The following is a 22,563-nucleotide window of genomic DNA, read 5'->3' on the forward strand; positions in this document are numbered from 1 at the left end:
TGCTCCGGTGAAGCCGAACCTCGTGATCACCGCTAACCGTTCTGATGTGATCAAGATCGTTTGACAAACGGTCAAGATCATTTGACACAGGACAGGTGACTACCAGAACGAGATCTACCTCGACGGCCTGCGCGGGGTGCAGCCCGCCCTGCCGATGACGTACGCCGGGCTGGAGGCTGGGGCGCAGGCCGCCCTCCCGCCGTCGATCTGGTCCTACGTGGCCGGCGGCGCGGGGGACGAGCACACCCAGCGCGCCAACGTCCGGGCCTTCGAGCGGTGGGGCCTCTACCCCCGGATGATGGTCGGCGCCGCCCGCCGCGACCTGACCGTCGACCTGTTCGGCCACACCCTGCCCTCGCCGCTGTTCATGGCGCCGGTCGGTGTGATCGGCCTCTGCGCCCAGGACGGCCACGGGGACCTCGCCGCCGCCAGGGCCGCCGCCCGCACCGGTGTGCCGATGGTGGCCTCCACCCTCACCGTCGACCCGCTGGAGCAGGTCGCGGCCGAGTTCGGCGACACGCCCGGCTTCTTCCAGCTCTACACCCCGACCGACCGCGACCTCGCCGCCAGCCTGGTGCACCGGGCGGAGGCGGTCGGCTTCCGGGGCATCGTGGTCACCCTGGACACCTGGATCACCGGCTGGCGCCCGCGCGACCTCGCCACCTCCAACTTCCCCCAGCTGCGCGGCCACTGCCTGGCGAACTACTTCACCGACCCGGTCTTCCGGGCCCGCCTGGCCAAGGCCCCCGAGGAGGATCCGGGCGCGGCGATCCTGGAGTGGGCCGGTGTCTTCGGCAACCCGCTGACCTGGGACGACCTGCCGTGGCTGCGCTCGCTCACCGACCTGCCGATCATCCTCAAGGGCGTCTGTCACCCCGAGGACGTCCGCCGGGCCCGGGACGGCGGCGTCGACGGCCTCTACTGCTCCAACCACGGCGGCCGCCAGGCCAACGGCGGCCTGCCCGCCCTGGACGCGCTGCCCGCCGTGGTCGAGGCGGCGGGCGGTCTGCCGGTGCTCTTCGACTCCGGGGTGCGCAGCGGCGCCGACGTCGTCAAGGCGCTCGCCCTCGGTGCCACCGCGGTCGGCGTCGGCCGCCCGTACGCGTACGGGCTGGCGCTCGGCGGCGAGGACGGCGTGGTGCACGTGCTGCGCTCGCTGCTGGCGGAGGCCGACCTGCTCATGGCGGTCGACGGCTACCCGACCCTGGCCGACCTGACCCGCGAGGCGCTGGTGCGCCTCTGAGGCGGCCGACGACCGAATTCACGACACGTATTCGGCGGCAACGCGGTCTGTGCTTCCCCGAACTACTCGAACCCGGTCGTGGTGAAAGCGGTCTTGGCCGGATCCCTGCGGTTGGCCTTGATCATCAGGAACTCATGTGCCTGACTGGTCGTCACCTGACTGTGATCTGCGGGCTCGTGGAACCGTCAAGGCCTTGAACCAGCCATGTCGCGCACGTAGATCTATCGTTGACTGATCATTGATCAGCGGGTCATACGTTTTTCTCGTCGGAGGCGATCGATTCCACCCCGGGCGGACGTCGCCAATGGCACGAGAGATCTCGCGGGGAGTCGTCCCCAGAACCGGAACGGAGTATCCATCTTATGAACACCAACGATCTCGACCAGGTGATATCCGAGTTGACCCAGATCAAGAAGGAGTACGTCGAGCAGCGTTCGGCGTTCGTCCCCGGAGAACGCATGGCCGGCTTACTGAAGGGGCTCGGCGCCACCGATGCCGACCTGGCCCAGCTCCAGCGGGTGAGCGACGACCTGCCGGACGATCCCACCCTCCCCTTCCGCCAGTCGAAGAACGGCCGCTTCCACTTCGACGTCAAGAACGGGACGATCGACCGGGGTGAGTTCCAGCCGTTCGCGCTGTCGGCCGACGAGGACTTCGTCCGTCATGACTCCGGACAGAAGCGCGAGTTCGCGGAGGTCGGCGACGACCTCCAGCTGAACCGGGCCTTCCAGGGGCTGCTCCTGTTCAAGGCGTTCATGGTCCAGGACGTGGAGATCGCCCACCGTCCGAAGCTGGACTACGACTACCCCGGCTGGGTGTGCACCCTGTTCAACCTGCGGACCGTCACCACGCCCGAACTCGTCGGCGAGCCCGCCCTCGAAGGGGTGCACAGCGACGGCGTGGACCACACCATGACCACCCTGCTCGGCAGCGAGAACATGACCGCCGACAGCGCGATCACCTTCCTCCACGACATGCGGCAGATCAACGCGGTCCGCTGGGACGAGGTCGAACCGGAGCTCGTCGTGGGCCAGTACCAGCACCGCCACTTCCTCGACACCATGCTGGTCGTCGACCACGAGCGGAAGCACAGCCTCTCCCCGGTGGTCGCCGCCGACCCGCAGCAGACATCCACCAGGGATATGCTCATCTTCTTCACGCGGAAGCCCGCCCTGGAGGGTCACATCTCCCACACGCACGACTCCCTCGCCCGCCATCGCGCCCTGCCGATGTCGGTCGGACTGCTTCCCTCGGTGGCGGTCTGATGGCGGCGGACGAGATCACGATCACCGACTTCCTGAACGTCGACATCCGCGCGGGCCGGATCGTCCGCGCCGAGGCGTTCCCGCGCGCCCGCCGACCCGCGTACAAGCTGTGGATCGACTTCGGCGACCTGGGCGTCCGGAAATCCAGCGCCCAGATCACCGACCTGTACGCGCTCGATGACCTCGAAGGCCGCCTGGTGATGGCCGTGGTCAACCTCCCGCCCCGGCAGGTCGCGGACTTCATGTCCGAGGTCCTCGTCCTCGGGGTGCCGGGCGAGGGCGGCGGCGACGTGGTCCTGATCGCCCCGGACCGGGAGGTCAAGCCGGGAGCACGGCTGCTCTGACCCGAACCGGCAGGCGACCGGCCTCGTCCGGCCCGTAGGCGGCCCGGAGCGGCGGGGAGACCTCGCCGGGGCCGGGCCGCTCGCCGCCGTCGTCCTGGCAGCCGCTCATCGTGCGGTAGGGGTTGTAGCCGGGCGATTGCGGGGGGTTCGGCGCGCACGCCCGCGCGTGGCCGGTGGGCCGTGCCGGTGTGCGCGCCGCTCCGCCCGGGTGTCAGACGGCGGGCTGTTGCTGGGTGACGCAGTGGATGCCGCCGCCGCCGGCGCCGAGGGAGTCGATGTTGAGCTGCTCGACGGTGCGTCCGGGGAAGAGCCGGGCCAGGGTCGCCCGGGCGGCGGCGTCGGCCGTGCTGTCACCGAACTGGGCGGAGATCACGGCGCCGTTGCACGCGTAGTAGTTGGCGTAGGAGGCGACGAAGTTCTGGTTGGTGGAGCGGATCTTGTCGTAGTCCGGGCCCTGGAGCTTGGTCACCGCGGTCGGACCGCCTGCGGCCGTCGTGGCGGCGGACAGGATCTGGTACTGCTCGCGGGCGTCGTTGGCCCACGCGTCGGTGTCGGTCGCCAGCGGCATCTGGACCAGCCCGGCGCCGGGGGCGAGGAAGCGCGAGGTGGCGTCGACGTGGTCGTCGGTGATGTCCTGGTTCCTGATGCCGGTGAACCAGATGACCTTGGACGCGCCGTAGGCCTGGCACATCGCGGTCTCGATCTGCGCCTGGCTCATCCCGGGGTTGCGGTTGTCGTTGACGATGCTGCTGCGGGTGGCCATCAGGGTGCCGGCGCCGTCCTGTTCGATGGCGCCGCCTTCGGCGATCAGGCCGGCTGCGGTGAACGGCACCCCGACGTAGGCGGCGATGCGCCGGGCGACCAGCGCGTCGTTGGCGTGGGTCTGCCGGTTCCCCCAGCCGTTGAAGTTGAGGCCGACGGCGTCGAGTGCTCCCGGACCGTTGGTGCGGAAGACCGGGCCGGTGTCGCGCATCCAGCAGTCGTCGACGGGGATCGTGGTGATCACGGTGACCGACGAGCCGCACAGGGAGCGGGCCTTGGCGGCGCTCGCGGGGTTGGCGCACATGATGACCGGCTCGTACTTGGCGATGGTCCTGGCGATCAGCGCGATGTTCGACTGGACGCCGCTGAGCTGGCTGCGCCAGATCGCGGTGCTGTCGGGCCAGGCCATCCAGGTCCGGGTGTGCCGCGTGCCGTCGATCGGGACGGCGAACCCACCCGCCAGCGCGGTGCCCTCGGTGCGGCCGCCGCGGAGGCCGGCCGCCGCGGCTGAGCCTGCCGCCGACGTCACGGCCAGGCCGGCGGCGGTGAGGCCGGCCGCGGTGAGGAACTGTCGTCTGCCCAGGCCGGGTCTGCCCAGGCCGGGTCTGTCCAGGCCGGGTCTGCTCGGGACGTGATCGTTCATCGGGTCCTCCGGTCAACTGCCCGTCTGGGCAACGGGATTGACTCGAAAGGTAGAACTAACCAAGCGCTCGGTCAATTATCTGCGCAGGATCGGATGAGGATTCCTGGAGCTGGGGCGTGGCCGGACAGGGCCTAGAGTTGCGCCATGGCGACAGGCGAGAAGGAACAGGTTCGGGCGGCCCCCGTGGTTCCGCAGGGGCGCACGCGGTCGTCGGCCAAGGGCGAGCAGACCCGGTCACGGCTCGTCTCCGCCGCCAGGACCCTGCTGGCCGGCGAGAGCGCCGGGCGCTTCACCACGCGCAACGTCGCCGCGCTGTGCGGCGTTTCGCACGGGATGTGCCACTACCACTTCCGCGACCGCACCGATCTGATCGTCGCGGTGATCGAGGACATCCGGCCGGAGTGGATCTCCCCGCTGGAGGAAGCGGTGGACGGCCCCGGCGACTTCGCCGAGCGGGCCGAGCGCGTGATCGGCCTGCTGACCCGGGGCGAGAGCCCGGACCTGTCGCACCTGCACGCGGCCCTGCACTGGCACGCCCTCAACGACGAACGCGTCCGGGGGAGTCTGGAGCAGGAGTACCTGCACTGGCGGTCGTGCTTCGTCCGGCTCTTCCAGGTGCTCGCCGACGAGCGGGGCGGCGGCATCGACCCGCGGCCCCTGGGCGAGGCGGTCGCGGCGGCGGTGGACGGCCTCGCGGCCATCCAGTCCCTCGACTCGAACGTGGACGCGGCGACGGTGCTGGGGACGCTGGTGCGCGCGCTCGCCGGAGCACCGGCCGGGACGGCGTAGCACGCCCTGCGCCCCGGCGTCGTCCGCCCGTCGGCCGAACGACACCGGGGCCCCGTGGAGTCCGCCGACCCCGCGGGACCCCGGCAGCCCGGAAGGCCCGGTAGCTCGGAGGGCCCGGCTACAGGGCCCGGCGGGCGACCGCGATGGACCGCGGGTCCCAGCCCGGCCTGGGCACGGAGTCGAGCAGCAGCCGGGTGTAGGCGTGCCGGGGGCGGGCCAGGACCTCGGCGGTGGGGCCGGCTTCGACGATCCGGCCGTGCCGCATCACGACCACCTCGTCCGTGACGCACCGGACGACGCCCAGGTCGTGGGTGATGAACAGGTAGCCGATGCCGGTCTGTTCGCGGATGTCGGCGAGCAGGTTGAGGATCTGCGCCTGCACCGAGACGTCGAGGGCGGCCACCGCCTCGTCGAGGACGAGGACGGCGGGCTCGACGGCCAGCGCGCGGGCGATGGCGACGCGCTGGCGCTGGCCGCCGGAGAGCTGGCGGGGCAGGGCCTCGGCCTCGCGCTCGCCGAGGCCGACCTGGTCGAGGAGTTCGGCGATCCGGCGGGGGTGGTCCGCGTCGGGGAAGTGCAGCCTGAGCGTCTCGCGCAGCGCCGCGCCGACGCTGGTGCGGGGGTCGAGGGACAGGTACGGGTCCTGGAAGACCATCTGGACCTCGCGGGCGCGGGCCAGCCGGTGGGCCCGGCCGCGCCGGTGCTCGGTGCGGTCCCGGCCGTGCACCAGGACGCGTCCGGAGTCAGCCCGTTCGAGCCCGACGACGATCCGGGCGGTGGTGGTCTTGCCCGACCCCGACTCGCCGACGATGCCCAGCGATCCGCCTTCGGCCAGGGTGAACGAGACGTTGTCGGCCGCCTGGACGCTCCCGTAGGCGCGGTGCAGACCGACGGCCTCCAGGACGGTCTTCGGCATCGCTGGTTCTCCTCCGGGGCTGGTCGTGGTGCGGCTACCGGCAGTGCTGCTGGGCATCGGCGGTCACCTCCGCGACGCGGTCGCCGTGGTGGCAGGCGGCCCGGCGGGCCGGCTCGTCGGCGAGCGGCAGCAGGGCCGGCGCCCGCTCGGCGCACACCTCGGTCGCGAGTGGGCAGCGGGCGGCGAAGGGGCAGCCCGTCAGGTCCTCGCGCAGGCTCGGCGGCCTGCCGCCGATGGCGGCCAGCCGGCCCCGGGGGGAGTCCAGACGGGGGGTGGAGGCGAGCAGCGCGGCCGTGTAGGGGTGGCGCGGCCGCTCGAACAGGGCCTCGGCCGGCCCGGTTTCGGCGATCCGCCCCGCGTACATGACGTAGACGCGGTCGCTGATGGCGGCGGCGAGTCCGAGGTCGTGGGTGACGAAGACCAGTGCGGTGCCGAAGCGTTCGCGCAGGTCGCCGAGCAGGGCGACGACCTCGGCCTGGGTGGTGACGTCCAGCGCGGTGGTGGCCTCGTCGGCGAGGATCAGCGCGGGATCGCCCATCAGCGCCCCCGCGATCATGACGCGTTGCAGCATGCCGCCGGACAGCTGCCCCGGGTACGTGCCGAGCGTGCTCTCCGGGAGCCCGACGGCGGCCAGCATCTCGGCGGCCCGTCCGGCGGCGGCGTCGGCCCCGCCGGGGCCCCGGCGGCTGGTCTCGGTGAGGAAGTCGCCGATGCGCCGGAGCGGGTTGATGGAGGCGCGCGGATCCTGGAAGACCATGGCCGCGGTGTCGGTGCGCAGGTGGCGCAGCTGCTCCGGGCTCATGGTGAGGACGTCGTCGCCGTTGACGCGTACGACGCCCTCGGTGGTGGCGCCGCGCGGCAGCAGCCCGAGGACGCTGCGGGAGGTGAGGCTCTTGCCGGAGCCGGATTCGCCGACGAGGGCGACGGTCTCGCGGGTGTCGACGGTGAGGTCGACGCCGTCGAGGACGGGCCGGGCGGTGCAGGGCAGGCGCAGCCGCAGGCCCTGGATGTCGAGGACGTTCATCGGTCCCTCCTGGCGACCTGGTCGGCCCAGCGTTCGCCGACGACGTTGAAGGCGACGACGGTCAGCACGATGGCGACGCACGGCAGGATCGCCGACAGCGGGTAGCCGTGCTGGATGGCGGTCTGGCCGTCGAAGACCATGCGGCCCCAGTCGGGGGTGAGCGCCGGGACGCCGAGTCCGAGGAAGGAGAGGCCGGCGAGGTCGATCAGGGCGTAGCCGAAGTTGATGGTGGACTGGGCGAGGACGACGGGGGCGATGCCGGGGATGATGTGGCGCAGGCAGATCTGGAGCCCGGAATGGCCTTGGACGCGGTAGGCCTCGACGTAGGGGCGGGAGCGTTCGGCGAGGACGAGTGAGCGGCTGAGGCGGCTGACGTAGGGCAGGTAGGCGATGGCGAGGGCGATCACCGGGGCGATCAGCCCCTCGCCGTAGACCGCGACGATCAGGATCGCCAGCAGCATGCCGGGGAAGGCGAAGACCAGTTCGGTGGAGCGGGACAGGACGGAGTCGAGCCAGCCGCCCCGCCAGGCCGCGGTGACGCCGATGGCGACGCCGGCCAGGGTGGAGAAGGCGACCACCCCGAGCGGGCCGAGCAGTGAGGTGCGGGCGCCGAGCATCAGCCGGGACAGGGTGTCCCGGCCGGCGGCGTCGACGCCGAGCAGGTGGTCGCCGGAGGGGCCGGCGAGGGCGTTGCCCAGGTCGACGGCGTTCGGATCGTACGGGGCGAGCCAGGAGGCGAGCACGGCGACCAGGACGACCACGGCGACGAGGCCGAGGCAGAGGTGGTACAGGGGTGCTCGGGCGGTGCGCAGGCGGGCGAGGCCGGGGCGGCGCAGGACGGTGGTGCTCATGCGGCGGACCTCTTCGGCGCGAGGGTGACCCTGGGGTCGACCAGCGGGTGCAGCAGGTCGACGACGAGGTTCACCGCCATGAACAGCCCCACCATGAGCAGCGAGATCGCCTGCACGGTGGGGAAGTCCTTGGTGGTGGTGGACAGTTCGAGGAGCTGGCCGATGCCGCCGACGCTGAACGCGGACTCGACCAGGACGGTGCACACCAACAGGGTGGAGACGATCAGGCCTCCCGTGGTCAGGACGGTGCCCAGGGCGTTGCGGAACACGTGCCGGCGGATCACCTCGTGCTCGGCGACGCCCCGGCTGCGGGCCACGGTGACGTGCTCCTGGCCGAGGACCTCCTGCATCGCGGCGCGGGTGACCCGGGCGAGCATGCCGATCAGGTAGAGCGCCAGCGCGACGGCGGGCAGGGCCAGGTGCCACAGCATCGGGCCGAGTCCGTCGCCGGTGCCGCCGGTCGGGAACCAGCCCAGCTTCACCGCGAACAGGCCCTGCAACAGGACGGCCGCGACGAAGGACGGGGTGCCGACGGCCACGGTGGTGGCGACCAGGATGGTCGAGTCCACGGCGCCGCCGCGGACGGCCCCGATCCAGCCGAGGAGCACGCCGATGGCGACGACCAGGAGCAGGGCCATGGTGACGAGCAGGAGGGTGGCGGGCAGCCGGTCGGCCAGCAGCCGCGACACGTCGGTGCGGTAGGTGATGGAGCGGCCGAAGTCGCCGTGGACGATCTGGCCGAGCCAGCGCAGGTACTGCAGCAGGAACGGTTCGTCCAGGTGGTACTGGTCGTTGATCGCCTTGAGTGCCTCGGGGGAGGCGGAGCGGCCCGAGAGCAGGAAGCTGGCCGGGTTGCCCGGCGCCAGGTACATCGCGCCGAAGATCACGAAGGAGGCGCCGAGGAGGGTGGCCGCCATCTCGGCCAGCCGTCGTGCGGTGAAGCGCAGGAAACTCACGTGGAAGCCCTCACGTCCGGGGGCGGGGCGGCGGCCGGGAGGACCGGCCGCCGCACGGTGGATCCGGGAGACGTCACTGGGCCGAACCCACGTCGGCCGCCCACGGGTAGTACATGTAGGAGATGGTGGTCGGGGCGCCGGTGATCCTCTTGTTGAGGAACACGGCGGTGGGCCACTCGGCGACCGGGATCCACAGCAGCTGGTCGGACGCGGTCTTCTGGAGCTGCGCTTCGAGGGTGAAGCGCTCCGCCGGGTCGGCGGCGGCGGTCGCCTTGTCGACCAGGTCGTCGTAGGCCTGGTCGCTGTAGCCGGCGAAGTTCTGGTAGGCGCCGGTCTTGAAGTTGGCCAGCAGGTCCAGCGGGTCGGTGATGGAGTCGTAGTACGTCTCCGGGAACAGGTCGATGCCCTCGCGCGCCTTCGCGTCCGTGAACAGCGCGGTGAAGGCGTTGGGCGCGATCGTCTTGAGCTGGACGTCGAGACCGATCCTGGCGCCGGCCGACTGGACGGCGGTGGCCAGCAGTGAGACGTCCTGGCCGATGGAGCTGGTCGCGACCGTGACGGTCTTTCCGGTGGCGCCGGCCTCCTTGACCAGGGCCTTGGCCCGGTCGATGTCCGGGGCGGTCGGGGTGAGCCCCTCGAACGCCTCCTTCCTGACGTCCGGCGGCGCCGCGGCCCAGGCCGCGCGGGAGGTGAGGGAGCCGGTGGCGCTGCCGGCGCCGGCGAGCCCGGTGCGCACGAAGCCGGAGCGGTCGAGGGCCAGCGACAGCGCCTTGCGGACGCGGACGTCGCCGAGCACGCCCTTCATGTTGGTGACGTTGACGTTGACCGTGCTGAGGCCCTCGCCGAAGTAGAGGGTGCCCACGCCGCTCTTGCTCAGGCGGTCGTAGCTCTCGGTCGGGATCAGGTAGCCGCCGTCCGCCTCGCCGCTGATCATGGCGTTGACGCGCGCCGAGGGGTCGGTCAGGAAGCGGAAGTCGACCTTCGCGGACTTGGCCTTGGTGCCCCAGTAGCCGTCGAAGCGCCGCAGCTGGATGGACTGGCCCTTGTTCCAGGAGCCGAGCTGGTAGGGGCCGGTGCAGTCCAGGCTGCCGGAGGTGCCGTAGTCCTTGCCGGCCGCCTCGATGCCCGCCTTGGACGCGACGACGCCTGCGGCCGTGGCCATGTACTGGTTGAACTGCGAGTCGGGCTGCTTGAGCTTGACGGTGACCTGGAGCGGGCCGCTCTCGGTGATGGTGCTGACGTTCTGGAACTGCTGGGCCCAGGCCGCCGCGTTGTCGGGGTTCATCTGCCGGCCGAGGCTGTACACCACGTCCTCGGCGGTCATCACGCCGCCGTCGTGGAAGTGCACGTCGGGCCGCAGGTCGTAGACCCAGGTGGTCGGGTCGGGGCTGGTGGTCCTCGCCGCGAGCCCGGGAGCCAGGGTCAGTTGCGGGGTCCACCGCATCAGGCTCTCGCACACGTTGGACAGGATGGTGTTCTGCGGGTAGTCGAACGCCGAGATGTAGTCGAGGGTCGGCGGCTCGGCGTACACGGCCCAACTGAACGAGTCGAGCGGGCCCTTGGCGGCCGGGGTGTCGGCGGACAGCTTGTACGCCTGGTCGCCGCTGCCTCCGTCACCGGTCTTCGGCGGCCCGGCGCAGGCGGCGACCAGGGCGAAGGCTGCCAGGGCGGCGGCCGGCAGGGCGTAGCGGCGGTGTGGGGATCTGTGCTCCGGGCGCTGGCTTCGTGGCATCGAGGGTTCTTTCTTCCAGGCTCAACGGGGGTCCGGCGGGCGGGGGTCCGGCGGGCGGCCCCGGCAGCGGGGGTTCGCTGCCCGGGCCGCGGCGACGGGCGGGTGGTTGTGCGTGCGGGCTGCTCAGGCGGTGGGCACCTGCTGGGTGATGCAGTGGACACCGCCGCCGCCGTAGGCGATCACCCGGGAGCGGACCCCGACGACCTTGCGGCCGGGCAGGGCGGCCGCGATGGCGGCGAGGGCCCCCTCGTCCTCCGGGACGTCGGCGACCGGGACGACGACGCCGCCGTTGGCGATGTAGAAGTTGAGGTAGCCGACCTCGACGTCGGTGCCGTTGACCTGGACGAAGGCGCTCTGCGGGACTTCGAGGATCTCCAGCTTGCGGCCCCGGGCGTCGGTGGCGGCCGCGAGGACGGCGTGGTTGGCGCGCATGCGCTCGTAGTCGGGGTGGGCGGGGTCCGCGGGCAGTTGGACGATCACCTTGCCGGGGGCGACGAACGCGCAGACGCCGTCCACGTGGCCGTCGGTCTCGGTGTCCAGCAGACCGCCGTACGGGAGCCAGATGATCGTGCTGACGCCGAGCTTTGCGATCAGTTCGGCCTCGATCTCCTCCTTGCTCATGCCCGGGTTGCGGTTCGGGTTCAGCAGGCACTGCTCGGTGGTGATCAGCGTGCCCTCGCCGTCGACCGTGATCGCCCCGCCTTCGAGGATCATCCGGGAGTCGATGCGCTCGACGCCCAGGCGCTCCAGCAGCCGCCCGGCGATCAGGTCGTCGGTGTCGTACGGGTGGTGCTTGCCGCCCCAGGCGTTGAAGCGGAAGTCCACACCGGCCCGCCGGCCGTCCTCGCCGAGGACGAAGATCGGCCCGGAGTCGCGGAACCACGAGTCGTCGATGGGGAGTTCCACGACCTCGACGCCCTGCCCGCACAGCTCCTGCGCCTCGGCGCCCCGGCCCGGCAGCGCGACCATCGTGACCGGCTCGAACTCGGCGATCGCCCGGGCGACCTGGGAGTACTCCCGCTTGGCCTCCTCGAAGGTCTCCCCCCAGAGGTCCGACCTGGTCGGCCAGGCCATCAGGCACCCGTCGTGGGGGGTCCACTCGGCCGGCATCTGGAACGTCATGACGGATCCTTCTCTCTTGTTCTAATTTTCAGTCAGGATGGGGCCGAGAGTGGCCGACGGAGGTGGTCGGCGGGGGCTCGGCCGCGCTCAGCCGGCGGGCGGCGTCGTGGCGGCGCCTGCGCCTGTGGCTGCGGCTCCGTCCGTGGCCGCGCCTGTGGTTGCGCCTGTGGCCGCGCCTGTGGTTGCGGCGACCGCCGACGTGGCGAACGCGGCGCCGAGGGGCGCCTCGGGCAGGGCGGCAGCGCCGAATCCGAGCAGGCTGCGGCGGGTGGGAACGGGCGTGTCCAAGAGGACTCCCTTGGGGGCGGGAGGTGTGGGGTGACGCACATCTTGGCTGCAACTAAAAATTCAGTCAATACCCGATACGTACGGTATCGCGGTTTCCTTGCCGTACCGGCCTGCTGTGCGCCTGCAGCGGGCCCGCCGTGAGCCTGCCGTGAGCCCGGACCGGGGCCATCCGCCCGGCCGTAGGGGAGTTGGGGCCTGAAACTTCGATCAGGAATTCCTCCATGGGAGACCCCGGCCCGGTATGGTGATCGCTTGTGTCGGATCGTCGAACAGAGATACTCATCGCCGCCACCCGCGTCATCGCGCGGCGTGGTGTGCGCGGGCTGCGCGTGGGCGAACTGGCCGCCGAGGCGGGGGTGTCCACCTCGCTGCTGTACTACCACTTCACCGACCGGGCCGGGCTGCTCCGCAAGACCCTGGAGTTCATCAGCGACCGGGCGGACCGCTACACCGCCGAGGGGGACTCGGCGGGGTACTCGGACGATCCCCGGCGTGATCTCGAACAGGTCCTGCTCCTGGAACTCCAGGACACCCCGGACGTGCGGGAGAACAGCACGGCCTGGGGCGAGTTGAGGGCCAGCGCGGTCTTCGAGCCCGATCTGCGGGAGGAGCTGGCACGGGCCACCCACGCCTGGGTGCACGACGTCGCGGACCTGCTCGGCCGCGCCCGCCCCGAGGCCACGGCGCCGGCCCACACGGCATCCGCCGAACGCCTCACCGTCCTGATCGAGGGCCTCAGCGCCCGCTGGCTGACCGGTTCGATGCCGCTGGAGCACGCGCGGCGCTTACTCCGGGAGGCGATCGAGGTGGAGTTGGAGGCGCTGCCGGCCGTCGTGCGGTGCCACTGCTGACCGACCTTCCGCCTGCCCGGAGTTCGGGGCAGGCCGCCGACAGTGCCGCTGCACCCCGCCGTCGCAGGGGCTCCGCGAAAACCCGTTTGGCGGACGAGGTGACCGCTGCTATGTTTCCGGAGGCCGTGCGAGAGAACGAGGAGGTGGTACCCGTGAACGCAGTATTCACATGGGTGCTCTCCTCCGGGGTCACGGTCGGGCGATAGGTCGTCCGGGAGCGCCGTATCCGAGCCCTCCCGAAAGGCACGACCATGCACTTCACTTCTGAACAGCGCTTCGACGACGGTGTCCTCGAACGCGAGTTCACCCTCGGCGAGATCCCCGGCATCCTGTGGACGCCCGGATCCGCATCCGCACCGGCGCCCCTGATCCTGCTCGGCCACCCTCCCCTCGGACTGCGCAGGATGTACCCCCGACTGGTGGCCCGGGCCCGGCACGCCGCGGCGGACGGCTTCGCCACGGCGACCATCGAGCTCCCCGGAAGCGGCGACAGGCCTCGTTGGCCCGCCCTGGAGCAGGCCCGCGCCGACCTGCGCCGGGCGCTGGAGGCCGGCGAGCCGGTCAGCGACGAGATCGTCGACGCCCTCATCCTCCCGCTGGTCGACAAGGCGGTCCCGGAATGGCGGTCCGCCCTGGACGCCCTCCTCGCGCTGCCCGAGGTCTGCGGCCCGGTCGCGTACTCGGGGGGAGTGATCTCCATCGGGGTCCGGCTGGCGGTGGTCGAGCCGCGCATCTCGGCCGCCGTTCTGTTCGCCGGCAGTTTCGTGCCTCGCTCCATGTTCGAGGAGGCTCGGCAGGTCACCGTTCCGCTGCACGTCCTGCTGCAGTGGGACGACGAGGGCAACGACCGGCAGGCGGCCCTGGACCTGTTCGACGCCTTCGGCTCGAAGGAGAAGTCCCTGCACGCCAACATGGGCGGGCACACCGGCGTCCCGCAGTTCGCCGGGGACGCCGCGGCCCAGTTCCTCACCCGACACCTGAAGTGAGGACGGGCCGTCGGACCGGCGGCGGACGATAGCTGATGCCGACGGCCTGCCACTCGTCGAGGGCAGGCCGTCGGCGTCGACAGCTCTCCGCACCGTGGGCCCCTGCCGAACTCGACGGTTTCTAGGGGCCCGTGCCGCCTGAAGTCGGCAACTGTTCTGCGGAGCTTCGGGGAGACCGCGCATCTCGGCCGGTGTCAGGTGAACCGCACGTTCACCCGACGGCCGGGATGTCGTGGGTGGCGCAGTGGATGCCGCCGCCTCCGGCGGCGATGTTGTCGATCTTGACGGGGACGATCTCGCGGTCGGGGAAGTGCTGCTTGAGGATCTGCTGGGCGCGGACGTCGGCACGGTCGTCGCCGAACTTCGGGAGGTAGACGCCCTTGGAGCCGACGTAGAAGTTCATGTAGGAGGAGACGAAGGCGTCACCGCGGCCGGTGATCTTGTCGGGGTCGGGCTGCTGGAGCTCGATGACGTCGAGCTTCCTGCCGCGGGCGTCGACGGCGTCCTTGAAGACGCCGCGGGCCTGGTCGGCGGAGCGGGACCAGACGTCGGCGGGCGAACCGGGGAAGGCCTGGTCGAGCAGGACGACGCCGGGGGCGGCGAAGCGGGTGAGGCAGTCGACGTGGGCGTCGGTGATGTCCTTGCCCCTGACGCCGGCCAGCCAGATCACGGTGGTGACGCCGAGGGCCTTCTTGAGCTCGGCCTCGACCTGGTCGCGGGACATGCCGGGGTTGCGGTTGCCGTTGACGACGGAGCTCTCGGTGACCAGCAGGGTGCCCTGGCCGTCGGTCTCGAAGGAGCCGCCCTCGGCGACCAGCTTCGTCTCGATGCGCTCCACGCCGTACTTGGCCAGGACGGTGCGGGCGATCTTGCCGTCGTTGGCGTGCTGCTGCTTGTTGCCCCAGCCGTTGAAGTTGAAGTCGACGCCCTTGACCTTGCCGCCCTCCTCGACGAACACCGGCAGGGTGTCGCGGGCCCACAGGTCGTCGACGGCGATGGGGACGACCTCGACCGCCGAGCCGCACGCGCTCTGGGCGGCGTCCTTCTGCTCGGGGCGGGCCATCAGGACGACCGGTTCGCGGGCGGCGATGGCCCGTGCCAGGCCGGCGATGTCCTTCCGGACGTCGGGGAGCTGGTCGCCCCAGACGTTCTCCGAGGCGGGCCAGGACATCACGGTGCGGACGTGCTTCTCCCATTCGGCGCCGAAGCGGCGCGCACCGGGCGCCGCCGGGCCCCCGGACGGCGGCGGGGCCTGTGTGGCGTCCTCGACGGGTTCGTCGAGGTCCGAACAGGCGGTCAGGCCGAGGGCGAGGACGCCCGCGCCGCCGAGGGAGCGCAGCACGGTGCGCCGGGACAGGTCACGGTAGGGCACGGGGATTCTCCGGTCAGGGTAGCGCCGACTTCGAGCTCGGCGTCAACACTTTCATTGACTGAAAAGTCAGTCAAGCTTGAGGGTCGGCCCGTCCGCTGGTGACGGGCGCCGTCGACCGTCAGCCGTAGCTGTCAGCTGTCAGCTGTCGGCATGGAACGCCCCGTGGACCCGCAGGCCGCCGTTGATCGACACCTGCCCGTCGTCCGTGTGCACGATCCAGGCGTCCCTGGTGCGGACCGACAGGTGCCCGTCGGCGTTCGCCTTGTCGTGGAACCGCGATTCCCCCAGGACGTGCAGGACGCCCTCGAACCCCGATTCGACGGGACCGGCGCGAACCGGACCTGCACTGGCCGAAACGGAATCATGGAGTCCCATTGGTCTCCCGTGCGCCCTCTGCTCGCACCCGTAGTACCCCTTCACCACGGCCTCACCAGGGCTTGTCCGGTGGTGCGGCGCCCGGCCTCGACACCGTACGCGTCGTGGATCGCCGCTCCCTGAATTTGACTGAATTTTCAGTCTAATAAAAGATGCGGTGGCACCCGGTTCCAGGACCGGCCCGCCGCAGCGCGGGCTCCGTGCCCCCTGGCGGCCCGTCCACCCCCCACGGAGGCGGGCCGCCAGGGCCTTCGCCGGGCACGCGTCGGCCGCCGCCCGACCCCACAGCTCCAGGAAGGACGACCGTGCAGGTCACCACCGATGACATCAGCGCAACCAGCCCGGTTGCGCACCGTGCTCCCCGCCACCGCTGGCGGTTCGCCGTCGTCCTGGCGATGGTCGTCGCCCTGTGCGGGGGCGGGATCGGGCTGTACCTCAACGAGCGCAACACCCGGGAGCAGACCCGCGAACTGGCGATCCCCACCGCCCAGGACTGGATCGAACTGGACGTCACCGCCCAGGACGTGGACCCGGCGGCCCAGCAACTGACGCTCTACATCACGCCCGTACCGCACGGCAGGCTCGCCGCCGGCGCCGACGGCCAGGCCTTCAGCCGCTCCGTCGAGATCACCGTCACCGGCACACCCAGGACGACCATCCGGGCCGCCGAGGGCGAGAGCGCGGCGCCCCAGCTCGTCCACGTCGGCATGTACGACGGCACCATCACCGACTACCCCTTCGACCGCTACCGCATGGAGGCCGGTTTCACGGCCACCAGCGGCGCCACCCCCGTGCCGGTCGGCCTGGTCGTCACCGACACCGACCCGTTCTTCGTCCTGCGCCCGCAGGCCACGGCCGGGGCCACCGGCACCGTCGCCCTGGACGCGAAGATCACCCGCTCCCGCAGCACCTTCATCCTCGCCTGGTTCATGATCGCGGCGATGTGGGCCATCGCCCTCGCCGTCCTCGGCGCCGCCGAGGTGCTCTACCGCAAGCGCGAGGGCCTGGTGTGGCCCTCCCTGGGCTGGATGGCGGCCAGCCTGTTCGCCCTGATCGGCATGCGCAACGCCGCCCCCGGCTCACCGCCGATCGGATCGCTGATCGACTACCTCGCGTTCTTCTGGGCCGAGGGAATCATCGCCGCCAGCCTGGCCTGCACCGCCTGGTGCGGCATCCGCACCGAGCACCGCCAGCGCCGCGAACGCGAGGCCGCCGCCGACCAGCCGTGAGGACCGGGCGCGGCGCGGACCGGGCGGAGAATGGCCGGAAAGTGCCGCAACTGCCGTGCGCAGCAGGATTGTTGGGGGAACCTGACGCGCCCATGCTGAATTCGCCCGGCCTGCGCCGGGCCGCCGGGTGGGCGGGCGGCTCAGGTACCCCACGCCCCGACGCTCGCGCGCCCCACCCTCACCCCCCACCTCAGGCTTCGCGGGAGAACCCTCATGGGAATGACCTCTGCTCTGCGACGTGCCTCGGTCGTACTCGCCGGCGGCGTGGCCGCGGTCGGGCTGTTCGCGCCGACCGCCGCGGCCGCGGACACCCCGGTCGTCCTGGCCTGCCAGGCGACCCCGCCGATCGGGTCGGCACAGACCTTCAACCTCAACGCCGGTGTCAACGCCGCCGCGCCCGCCACCGTCACGGCCGGCAGCCAGTTCACCGTCACCCTGGCCCCCGACGCGCTCACCGTGCCCACCACGGTGGGCGGTTACAGCATCCAGTCGATCAGCAACATCGTCCTCACCGTGCCGGTCCCCGCGAACGCCACGCTGACCGGCGAGTCGCTGACCGGCGGCTCCGGCTACTCGGGCAGCGCGAGCGTCGCGGTGAACAACGGCAACGTCGTGCTCACGGTGAACGGGTCGGTCGACGGCGGCGGCACCTTCACGCTCCCCGCGCTGACCCTGAACCTGGCCGCTGGGGCCTCCGGCAGCGTCATCCGCACCTCGGTGGCCGGTACGAGCTACACGGACCCGGGGCTGACCTTCACGGCGACCGTGCCCGTCTCGTTCTTCACCGTCGACGTGCCCACCGCCTGCTACCCGGCCACCGCGCAGGCACTCAGCACCACGACGGTGAGCTGACCGGGGGCTCGCCCCGGAGGCGACCGAGGCGAGAACAGCACCGGGGCCGGCGCACGATGTGCGCCGGCCCCGGTGTCGGAAGTAGCGGGGACAGGATTTGAACCTGCGACCTCTGGGTTATGAGCCCAGCGAGCTACCGAGCTGCTCCACCCCGCGTCGGTGGTACCGACCGTACGGCACCGACTGGCGATCACCTAATCGGACAGGGCGGCCAAGCGCAGGGGCACCGGCCGCTGCACCCGGCCGCCCGGTGTCCGAGCCTGCCGCTTCCTACGGGTGATGGCTGCTTCCGGTCCAGGAGGGGGCTGCGCCCTGTTCCTCCTGCGGCGCGTACGGCTGGGGGTACGGCTGGGGGTACGGGTAGGTGTGGTGATCCGGCTGCGGCGGCGTGGGCGACTGCGACCAGGGCTGGGACAGCGGCGACTGCGGCGACTGCGGCGCCTCCGCGCGGTGGTGCCCGGGGGCGGTGCGGGCGGTCGAACGGCCCGGACGCAGGGGCCACCACAGGCCGCGGCCGAGGAGCGCGGCCAGGGCGGGCACCAGGACGACGGACAGCAGGAACGCGGAGAGCAGGATGCCGAGCGCGGTCGCGAAGCCGATCTGCTGGGTCGAGGGCTGCGGGGTCACGGCAAGGCTGGCGAAGGAGCCGGCCAGGACCAGGCCCGCCGTCGCGATGGCCGGGGCGGTGTGCCGGAGGGCGCGCGCGACCGCTGCCCGGGGCGGCCCGGGGTGTTCCATCTCCTCCCGGATCCGGTCGCTGATCAGGATGTTGTAGTCGGTGCCGAGCGCGACCACGAACAGGAACAGGACCAGCGGCAGCATGAAGTTGACGCCCGGCTTGCCCATCCCGTGCTGGAACAGCAGGGCGGCCGCGCCGAGGGTGGCCGCGAAGCCGAGGCCGACGGAGAGCATCAGGACGACCGGCGCGAGCAGGCTGCGCAGCAGCAGGAGGAGGATGACCCCGATCAGTGCCGCCGCGACCGGGAAGACCAGCCGCAGGTCGCGGTCGACGGCGGTGGAGACGTCGGCGAAGACGGCGGGGGTGCCGCCGACGTGTGCGCTCAGGCCGGCCGGTGTGCTCTGGGCGACGGCGGAGCGGATCGGTCCGGAGACCAGGTCACGGGCCTGCTGGGACTGCGAGTCCGCGGTGAGGAACAGATCGATTCTGGCGGCCTGCCGGTCCTCGCTCAGGACCGGCTTGGCGACCTGGCCGACGCCGGTGACCCGGGTGAGGCCCTGGGCGAGGCCGTCCAACGCGCCGGGGGAGAGCGGGCCGGCGCCCTTGGTCTCGACGTAGACGCTGGTCGGGTCCGCCACACCGGCGGGCAGGGCGCGGGAGATCTCGGCGGCGGTGGTCTGGGACGCGGTGCGCGGGCCGCCGCCCAGGCCGTAGTCCATCTTGATCCCGGCGAGCCCGCCGGCCAGGGCGCCCAGGAGGGCGAGCGAGGCGAGGACCATGACCACGGGCCGGCGGGCCACCAGGTCGGCGAAGCGGGCGGTGGCGCCGTCGCGGGGTTCGGCCTTGAGGGCGCGTGAGGGCCAGAACAGCTTGCGTCCGCAGGCCGCGAGCACGGCGGGCATCAGGGTGAGGCTGGCCAGCAGCATGACCAGGACCGAGATCGCGACGGCCGGGCCGAGCACCCGGAACTGCCCGAAGCTGGCGACCCCGAGGGTGGCGAACGCGGCGACGATGGTCAGCGCGGCCGAGGTGACCGCGGTGCCGACCTTGTGGCTGACCTCGGCGGCGGTGGCACGGTGGTGGCGTTCGGGGTGGGCCCGCAGCTGCTCGCGGAAGCGGAACATCAGGAACAGGAAGTAGTCGATGCCGATGCCCAGCAGCACCACGCCGATCAGGCCCGGCACGGACGGGTCGAGCTTGATGCCGGTGAGCAGTGCGGTGCCCACGACCGCGCCGCCGGCCACGCCGCTGATGAGGGCCACCGAGATCAGCGGCAGCAGGGCGGCCAGGACGCTGCGGAACACGAGGACGTGGAGCAGCACGATCAGGGCGGCGGAGCAGGCGCCCACGACGGTCGCGAGGGTCTTCCCGTCGTCGGCGGAGTCGACCTGGTCGGCGAGTGCGCCGGTGAAGCCGGTTCTCAGGCCCTGGGCGGCGAACTCCGCCCGGGTGTTGTCCCGGAACGCCCGGTAGGTGTTCTCCAGGCCCGGGTCGGCGGGGTTTCCGGTGAGGTTGGCGGAGAGCAGTTCGAAGGTCCCGTCCGGCGCCGCCATGGCCGGGCTGACCTGGGGGATCTGCGAGTAGTCCCGCTGAAGGGGCGCCGCGTCCTTGGGCTTGGGCATGGTGACCTTGAGGCGGCTCAGCCGCTTCGCCCCGTCGCCGATCTGCTGCCGGTCCGCGGCGGTCAGCGCCCCGCCGTCGGCCCGCGCGACCAGGACGGTCACCGGGTTGGCGTCGGGCTTCGTCCCGAAGCGGTCCTGGGCGATCTTCATGGCGGCGGCCGAGTCGTAGCTCTTCGGCAGGAAGTCGGCCGTCTGCGTCTGGGTCACCCGGTAGATCAATGTCTGGCTCAGGACGGTCAGGAGTATTCCCAGGACCGCCCATACGGCGATCACCTTCCACGGATTTCTGGTGGAGAATCCGGTCAGGGCGCGGATCACGATGTCCTCCGGCGGTGGTGCTGTCGCCGGGGATTTCCGGCACGTCTCCAGACCATCACGGCGTACCGGGCGTTCTCGTCCGAGCGCGGGAGGAGAACGCCGTCAGGACCTGAGCCCGCCACCAGGCCAGGACCAGGACCAGGGGCCTGGTCCGGGATCGGCCCCGGGTGCCGGGCCCGGGGCCGGGGGCCACAGGGAGAATGGACCGCGGACGCCCCCCCCGGGGCTCCGCGGGAACGCCACACGGCTCACGGACGACGGCACACCGACCGGTCACGGAACGGCACACCGACCGGTCACGGAAAGGACCACCACCAGCATGTCGACGCACCACCGGCCCCTGCCGCAGCAGCCGCCGCCGCCGCCGCAGCAGCCGTCGTCGCCGCCGAGAGTCGACGGCCTGCCCTGGACGGCCAGTGACGCGCTGGTGGCCGTCGGGGCGGCCGCCCTGGACCTCCTCGGCTACTCGTTCGGCGGCCCGGACGAAAGCCAGCCGATCGCCCTGACGGCGCTGGCCCTGCTCGTACTGGCGGCCATGCCGCTGCTCACCAGGCGCCGCTACCCACTGGCGTCACTGGCGGGTGTGCTGGTCCTCGGCCTGGCACTGAACCTGAGCGGGCCGGTGCCGCAGCACTTCAACTGCACGCTCTGCGTCGCGCTGTTCGCCGTGGCCAGCTCCCGGGGCATCGCGGTGGCGGCGCCGGCCGCCCTCGTGGCGGCCGTCGTACCGCTGCTGGGCCGGGAGCAACCGCTGCCGCCTCCGCTCTCGCGAGCGGCGGCCAACGTGCTCGCCGCGGCGCTGGTCATCGCCGCGGCCGAGGCGCTGAAGCGCTGGCAGCACGCGGTGGAGGTCAGGCGCAGGCTGCTGGCCGACCGCGCGGTGGCGCAGGAACGGCGCCGCATCGCACGGGAGTTGCACGACATCGTCGCCCACCACATCACCACCATGCAGCTGATGGCCGGCGGTGCCAGAGCGAACCTCGGGCGTGACACCGAGGTGGTGCGCGACGCCCTGGTCACGCTGGAGGGCTCCGGGCGGATGGCGCTGCGCGAGATGCGCCAACTGCTCGACGTGCTCCGGGCCGGCGACGAGCCGGAGGAGTCGCCGGCCGAGCCCCAGCCCGGAGTCGGGCACCTCGGACGGCTCGTCGAGGAGTCCCGCAAGGCCGGCCTTCCCACCGAGTTCACCGTCCTGGGGGAGGAGCGCCCGCTGCCGCCGAGCACCGGCCTGGCGGTGTTCCGGATCGTCCAGGAGTCCCTCACCAACACCCGCAAGCACGCCGGCCGGGCCCAGGCGCGGGTCCGGCTGACGTACCACCCGGACCGGATCACCGTCGAGGTGTCCGACAACGGCACCGCCGCGCCGGCCGACACCCTGGTGGGCGCCCTGGCGGGAGCGGGCGGTACGGCCGGACCGAGGGCGGGCCGCACCGGGTACGGTCTGATCGGCATGCGCGAACGCGTCGCGCTGCAGGGCGGCAGTATGGTGGCCGGCGCCGTGGACAGTGGTGGCTTCCGGGTGGAGGCCAGCCTGCCGGTGGCGCCGGCCGACGGAGAGGAACGGCTCGGATGACGGGAACCCCGGAGCGGATCAGGGTGCTGATCGCCGACGACCAGCCGCTGGTACGACGCGGCCTGGCCCTGATCCTGGCACCCGACCCGGCGTTCGAGGTGGTGGCCGAGGCGGACGACGGCCAGCAGGCGGTCGACCTCGCGCACCGGCACCGGCCCCACGTCGTGGTGATGGACATCCGGATGCCGGTTCTCGACGGCGTCCAGGCGACCGAGCGGCTCACGCGGGAACTGCCGGCCTGCCGGGTCCTGGCGCTGAGCACCTTCGACATGGACGAGTACGTGGTCGCCGCCCTGCGCGCCGGCGCCTCCGGGTTCCTGCCCAAGGACGTCTCCCCGGAGGAGCTCTCGGCGGCCGTGCGCACCGTGCACACCGGGGAGGCGGCGGTGGCGCCGCGCCTGCTCACCCGGCTGATCTCCACGTACGTCACCGCGCCCCGCCTGCCGCCGGCACCGGTGCCGTTGCCGGTGTCCAGCCTGGGTGAGCTGACGCCCCGCGAGATCGAGGTGTGGCACCTGCTGGCCACCGGCCTGGACAACGCCGAGATCGGGTCGGCGATGGGCATCAGCGTCTCCACGGTCAAGAACTACATCACCAGCATCTTCGCCAAGCTGAGTGTCCGCGACCGTGCCCAGGCGGTGATCGCGGCCTACGAGTCCGGCCTGGTCGAGGCCCGGTCCGCGAACGCGCCGGGCTGAGGCGGACCGAGCCCGTCCGAGGCGGGCCGAGCCTGCCCGAGTCGGACTGATCCCGGCAGCGGTACTCCACAGA

At 71.9% G+C, this 22,563-nt stretch carries 20 protein-coding genes and 1 tRNA gene; 10 read left to right on the plus strand and 11 right to left on the minus strand.

Annotated elements, in window-relative coordinates:
• Positions 1-154: 154 nt before the first annotated feature.
• The 3 genes from ACIQVZ_RS36575 to ACIQVZ_RS36585 all read left to right on the plus strand — a co-directional run bounded on the left by ACIQVZ_RS36575 (position 155) and on the right by ACIQVZ_RS36585 (position 2,852).
• Positions 155-1,243, plus strand: a complete 1,089-nt coding sequence (locus ACIQVZ_RS36575) for an alpha-hydroxy-acid oxidizing protein (RefSeq protein ID WP_402456256.1) — start codon at positions 155-157, stop codon at positions 1,241-1,243.
• Positions 1,244-1,605: 362 nt separating this feature from the next.
• A complete protein-coding gene (locus ACIQVZ_RS36580) occupies positions 1,606-2,508 on the plus strand; it encodes a 2OG-Fe dioxygenase family protein (protein WP_350878834.1) in 903 nt (300 codons plus the stop codon).
• Positions 2,508-2,852 carry a tRNA-binding protein gene (locus tag ACIQVZ_RS36585; protein ID WP_063352396.1) on the plus strand — a complete coding sequence of 115 codons (345 nt, stop codon included), beginning with the start codon at positions 2,508-2,510 and terminating at the stop codon, positions 2,850-2,852. Before ACIQVZ_RS36580 ends, ACIQVZ_RS36585 begins: the two co-directional genes overlap by 1 nt.
• A 211-nt stretch (positions 2,853-3,063) precedes the next feature.
• Here the strand turns inward: ACIQVZ_RS36585 and ACIQVZ_RS36590 are convergent, their stop codons facing one another.
• A complete protein-coding gene (locus ACIQVZ_RS36590; RefSeq protein WP_402456194.1) occupies positions 3,064-4,257 on the minus strand; it encodes an agmatine/peptidylarginine deiminase in 1,194 nt (397 codons plus the stop codon).
• A 144-nt stretch (positions 4,258-4,401) separates the two neighbouring features.
• Here ACIQVZ_RS36590 and ACIQVZ_RS36595 point away from each other — a divergent pair, with 144 nt between their 5' ends.
• On the plus strand, positions 4,402-5,046 hold the full coding sequence (locus tag ACIQVZ_RS36595; protein ID WP_402456196.1) for a TetR/AcrR family transcriptional regulator: 645 nt from the start codon (positions 4,402-4,404) through the stop codon (positions 5,044-5,046).
• Positions 5,047-5,164: 118 nt separating this feature from the next.
• Here the strand turns inward: ACIQVZ_RS36595 and ACIQVZ_RS36600 are convergent, their stop codons facing one another.
• The 6 genes from ACIQVZ_RS36600 to ACIQVZ_RS36625 all read right to left on the minus strand — a co-directional run bounded on the left by ACIQVZ_RS36600 (position 5,165) and on the right by ACIQVZ_RS36625 (position 11,647).
• Positions 5,165-5,962, minus strand: a complete 798-nt coding sequence (locus tag ACIQVZ_RS36600) for an ABC transporter ATP-binding protein (protein WP_402456197.1) — start codon at positions 5,960-5,962, stop codon at positions 5,165-5,167.
• 34 nt (positions 5,963-5,996) lie between these two features.
• Entirely contained in the window at positions 5,997-6,986 is a 990-nt protein-coding gene (locus tag ACIQVZ_RS36605; protein ID WP_402456199.1) for an ABC transporter ATP-binding protein, read from the minus strand.
• Positions 6,983-7,837, minus strand: a complete 855-nt coding sequence (locus ACIQVZ_RS36610; protein WP_063352389.1) for an ABC transporter permease — start codon at positions 7,835-7,837, stop codon at positions 6,983-6,985. Before ACIQVZ_RS36610 ends, ACIQVZ_RS36605 begins: the two co-directional genes overlap by 4 nt.
• Positions 7,834-8,793, minus strand: a complete 960-nt coding sequence (locus tag ACIQVZ_RS36615; RefSeq protein WP_402456201.1) for an ABC transporter permease — start codon at positions 8,791-8,793, stop codon at positions 7,834-7,836. The genes ACIQVZ_RS36610 and ACIQVZ_RS36615 overlap by 4 nt, the downstream gene beginning before the upstream one ends.
• Positions 8,794-8,866: 73 nt before the next feature.
• The gene (locus ACIQVZ_RS36620; protein WP_402456203.1) at positions 8,867-10,525 is read right to left on the minus strand and encodes an ABC transporter substrate-binding protein; all 1,659 of its coding nucleotides are present in this window, start codon (positions 10,523-10,525) and stop codon (positions 8,867-8,869) included.
• Between the two features lie 123 nt (positions 10,526-10,648).
• A complete protein-coding gene (locus ACIQVZ_RS36625) occupies positions 10,649-11,647 on the minus strand; it encodes an agmatine/peptidylarginine deiminase (RefSeq protein WP_402456205.1) in 999 nt (332 codons plus the stop codon).
• 542 nt (positions 11,648-12,189) lie between these two features.
• Between ACIQVZ_RS36625 and ACIQVZ_RS36630 the strand changes: the two genes are divergently transcribed.
• Together ACIQVZ_RS36630 and ACIQVZ_RS36635 are read left to right on the plus strand one after the other, a co-directional pair.
• Positions 12,190-12,786 (plus strand): TetR/AcrR family transcriptional regulator, encoded by a 597-nt coding sequence (locus ACIQVZ_RS36630; RefSeq protein ID WP_402456207.1) that lies wholly within the window; start codon positions 12,190-12,192, stop codon positions 12,784-12,786.
• 251 nt (positions 12,787-13,037) lie between these two features.
• Positions 13,038-13,772: a dienelactone hydrolase family protein gene (locus tag ACIQVZ_RS36635; RefSeq protein WP_402456209.1), complete on the plus strand. Its 735-nt coding sequence runs from the start codon at positions 13,038-13,040 to the stop codon at positions 13,770-13,772.
• A gap of 211 nt (positions 13,773-13,983) precedes the next feature.
• On the opposite strand, the gene ACIQVZ_RS36640 is transcribed toward ACIQVZ_RS36635, so the two are convergent.
• On the minus strand, positions 13,984-15,144 hold the full coding sequence (locus tag ACIQVZ_RS36640) for an agmatine/peptidylarginine deiminase (protein WP_402456211.1): 1,161 nt from the start codon (positions 15,142-15,144) through the stop codon (positions 13,984-13,986).
• Between the two features lie 138 nt (positions 15,145-15,282).
• Complete coding sequence (locus ACIQVZ_RS36645; RefSeq protein ID WP_402456213.1) at positions 15,283-15,519, minus strand: hypothetical protein; 237 nt, start codon at positions 15,517-15,519, stop codon at positions 15,283-15,285.
• 305 nt (positions 15,520-15,824) lie between these two features.
• Here ACIQVZ_RS36645 and ACIQVZ_RS36650 point away from each other — a divergent pair, with 305 nt between their 5' ends.
• A complete protein-coding gene (locus tag ACIQVZ_RS36650) occupies positions 15,825-16,748 on the plus strand; it encodes a DUF4436 family protein (protein WP_402456215.1) in 924 nt (307 codons plus the stop codon).
• 219 nt (positions 16,749-16,967) lie between these two features.
• Positions 16,968-17,600, plus strand: coding sequence for a cyclase (locus tag ACIQVZ_RS36655; RefSeq protein ID WP_350878819.1), 633 nt, complete (start codon positions 16,968-16,970; stop codon positions 17,598-17,600).
• Positions 17,601-17,682: 82 nt separating this feature from the next.
• Here the strand turns inward: ACIQVZ_RS36655 and ACIQVZ_RS36660 are convergent.
• Both ACIQVZ_RS36660 and ACIQVZ_RS36665 read right to left on the minus strand, forming a co-directional pair.
• A tRNA-Met gene (locus ACIQVZ_RS36660) sits at positions 17,683-17,756 on the minus strand.
• Positions 17,757-17,870: 114 nt separating this feature from the next.
• Positions 17,871-20,219 (minus strand): MMPL family transporter, encoded by a 2,349-nt coding sequence (locus ACIQVZ_RS36665; protein ID WP_402456217.1) that lies wholly within the window; start codon positions 20,217-20,219, stop codon positions 17,871-17,873.
• A 319-nt stretch (positions 20,220-20,538) separates the two neighbouring features.
• Here ACIQVZ_RS36665 and ACIQVZ_RS36670 point away from each other — a divergent pair, with 319 nt between their 5' ends.
• Entirely contained in the window at positions 20,539-21,792 is a 1,254-nt protein-coding gene (locus tag ACIQVZ_RS36670; protein WP_402456219.1) for a sensor histidine kinase, read from the plus strand.
• On the plus strand, positions 21,789-22,490 hold the full coding sequence (locus ACIQVZ_RS36675; protein WP_402456221.1) for a response regulator: 702 nt from the start codon (positions 21,789-21,791) through the stop codon (positions 22,488-22,490). Before ACIQVZ_RS36670 ends, ACIQVZ_RS36675 begins: the two co-directional genes overlap by 4 nt.
• Positions 22,491-22,563: the final 73 nt, after the last annotated feature.

This window comes from Kitasatospora sp. NPDC098663 (assembly GCF_044760075.1).
GTDB lineage: Bacteria > Actinomycetota > Actinomycetes > Streptomycetales > Streptomycetaceae > Kitasatospora.

Excerpts from the sequence above, each read along its gene's own strand:
- ACIQVZ_RS36575 (WP_402456256.1), top strand. The coding sequence starts at position 155 with ATGACGTACGCCGGGCTGGAGGCTGGGGCGCAGGCCGCCCTCCCGCCG.
- ACIQVZ_RS36580 (WP_350878834.1), top strand. The coding sequence starts at position 1,606 with ATGAACACCAACGATCTCGACCAGGTGATATCCGAGTTGACCCAGATC.
- ACIQVZ_RS36585 (WP_063352396.1), top strand. The coding sequence starts at position 2,508 with ATGGCGGCGGACGAGATCACGATCACCGACTTCCTGAACGTCGACATC.
- ACIQVZ_RS36590 (WP_402456194.1), bottom strand. The coding sequence starts at position 4,257 with ATGAACGATCACGTCCCGAGCAGACCCGGCCTGGACAGACCCGGCCTG.
- ACIQVZ_RS36595 (WP_402456196.1), top strand. The coding sequence starts at position 4,402 with ATGGCGACAGGCGAGAAGGAACAGGTTCGGGCGGCCCCCGTGGTTCCG.
- ACIQVZ_RS36600 (WP_402456197.1), bottom strand. The coding sequence starts at position 5,962 with ATGCCGAAGACCGTCCTGGAGGCCGTCGGTCTGCACCGCGCCTACGGG.
- ACIQVZ_RS36605 (WP_402456199.1), bottom strand. The coding sequence starts at position 6,986 with ATGAACGTCCTCGACATCCAGGGCCTGCGGCTGCGCCTGCCCTGCACC.
- ACIQVZ_RS36610 (WP_063352389.1), bottom strand. The coding sequence starts at position 7,837 with ATGAGCACCACCGTCCTGCGCCGCCCCGGCCTCGCCCGCCTGCGCACC.
- ACIQVZ_RS36620 (WP_402456203.1), bottom strand. The coding sequence starts at position 10,525 with ATGCCACGAAGCCAGCGCCCGGAGCACAGATCCCCACACCGCCGCTAC.
- ACIQVZ_RS36625 (WP_402456205.1), bottom strand. The coding sequence starts at position 11,647 with ATGACGTTCCAGATGCCGGCCGAGTGGACCCCCCACGACGGGTGCCTG.
- ACIQVZ_RS36635 (WP_402456209.1), top strand. The coding sequence starts at position 13,038 with ATGCACTTCACTTCTGAACAGCGCTTCGACGACGGTGTCCTCGAACGC.
- ACIQVZ_RS36645 (WP_402456213.1), bottom strand. The coding sequence starts at position 15,519 with ATGGGACTCCATGATTCCGTTTCGGCCAGTGCAGGTCCGGTTCGCGCC.
- ACIQVZ_RS36655 (WP_350878819.1), top strand. The coding sequence starts at position 16,968 with ATGACCTCTGCTCTGCGACGTGCCTCGGTCGTACTCGCCGGCGGCGTG.
- ACIQVZ_RS36670 (WP_402456219.1), top strand. The coding sequence starts at position 20,539 with ATGTCGACGCACCACCGGCCCCTGCCGCAGCAGCCGCCGCCGCCGCCG.
- ACIQVZ_RS36675 (WP_402456221.1), top strand. The coding sequence starts at position 21,789 with ATGACGGGAACCCCGGAGCGGATCAGGGTGCTGATCGCCGACGACCAG.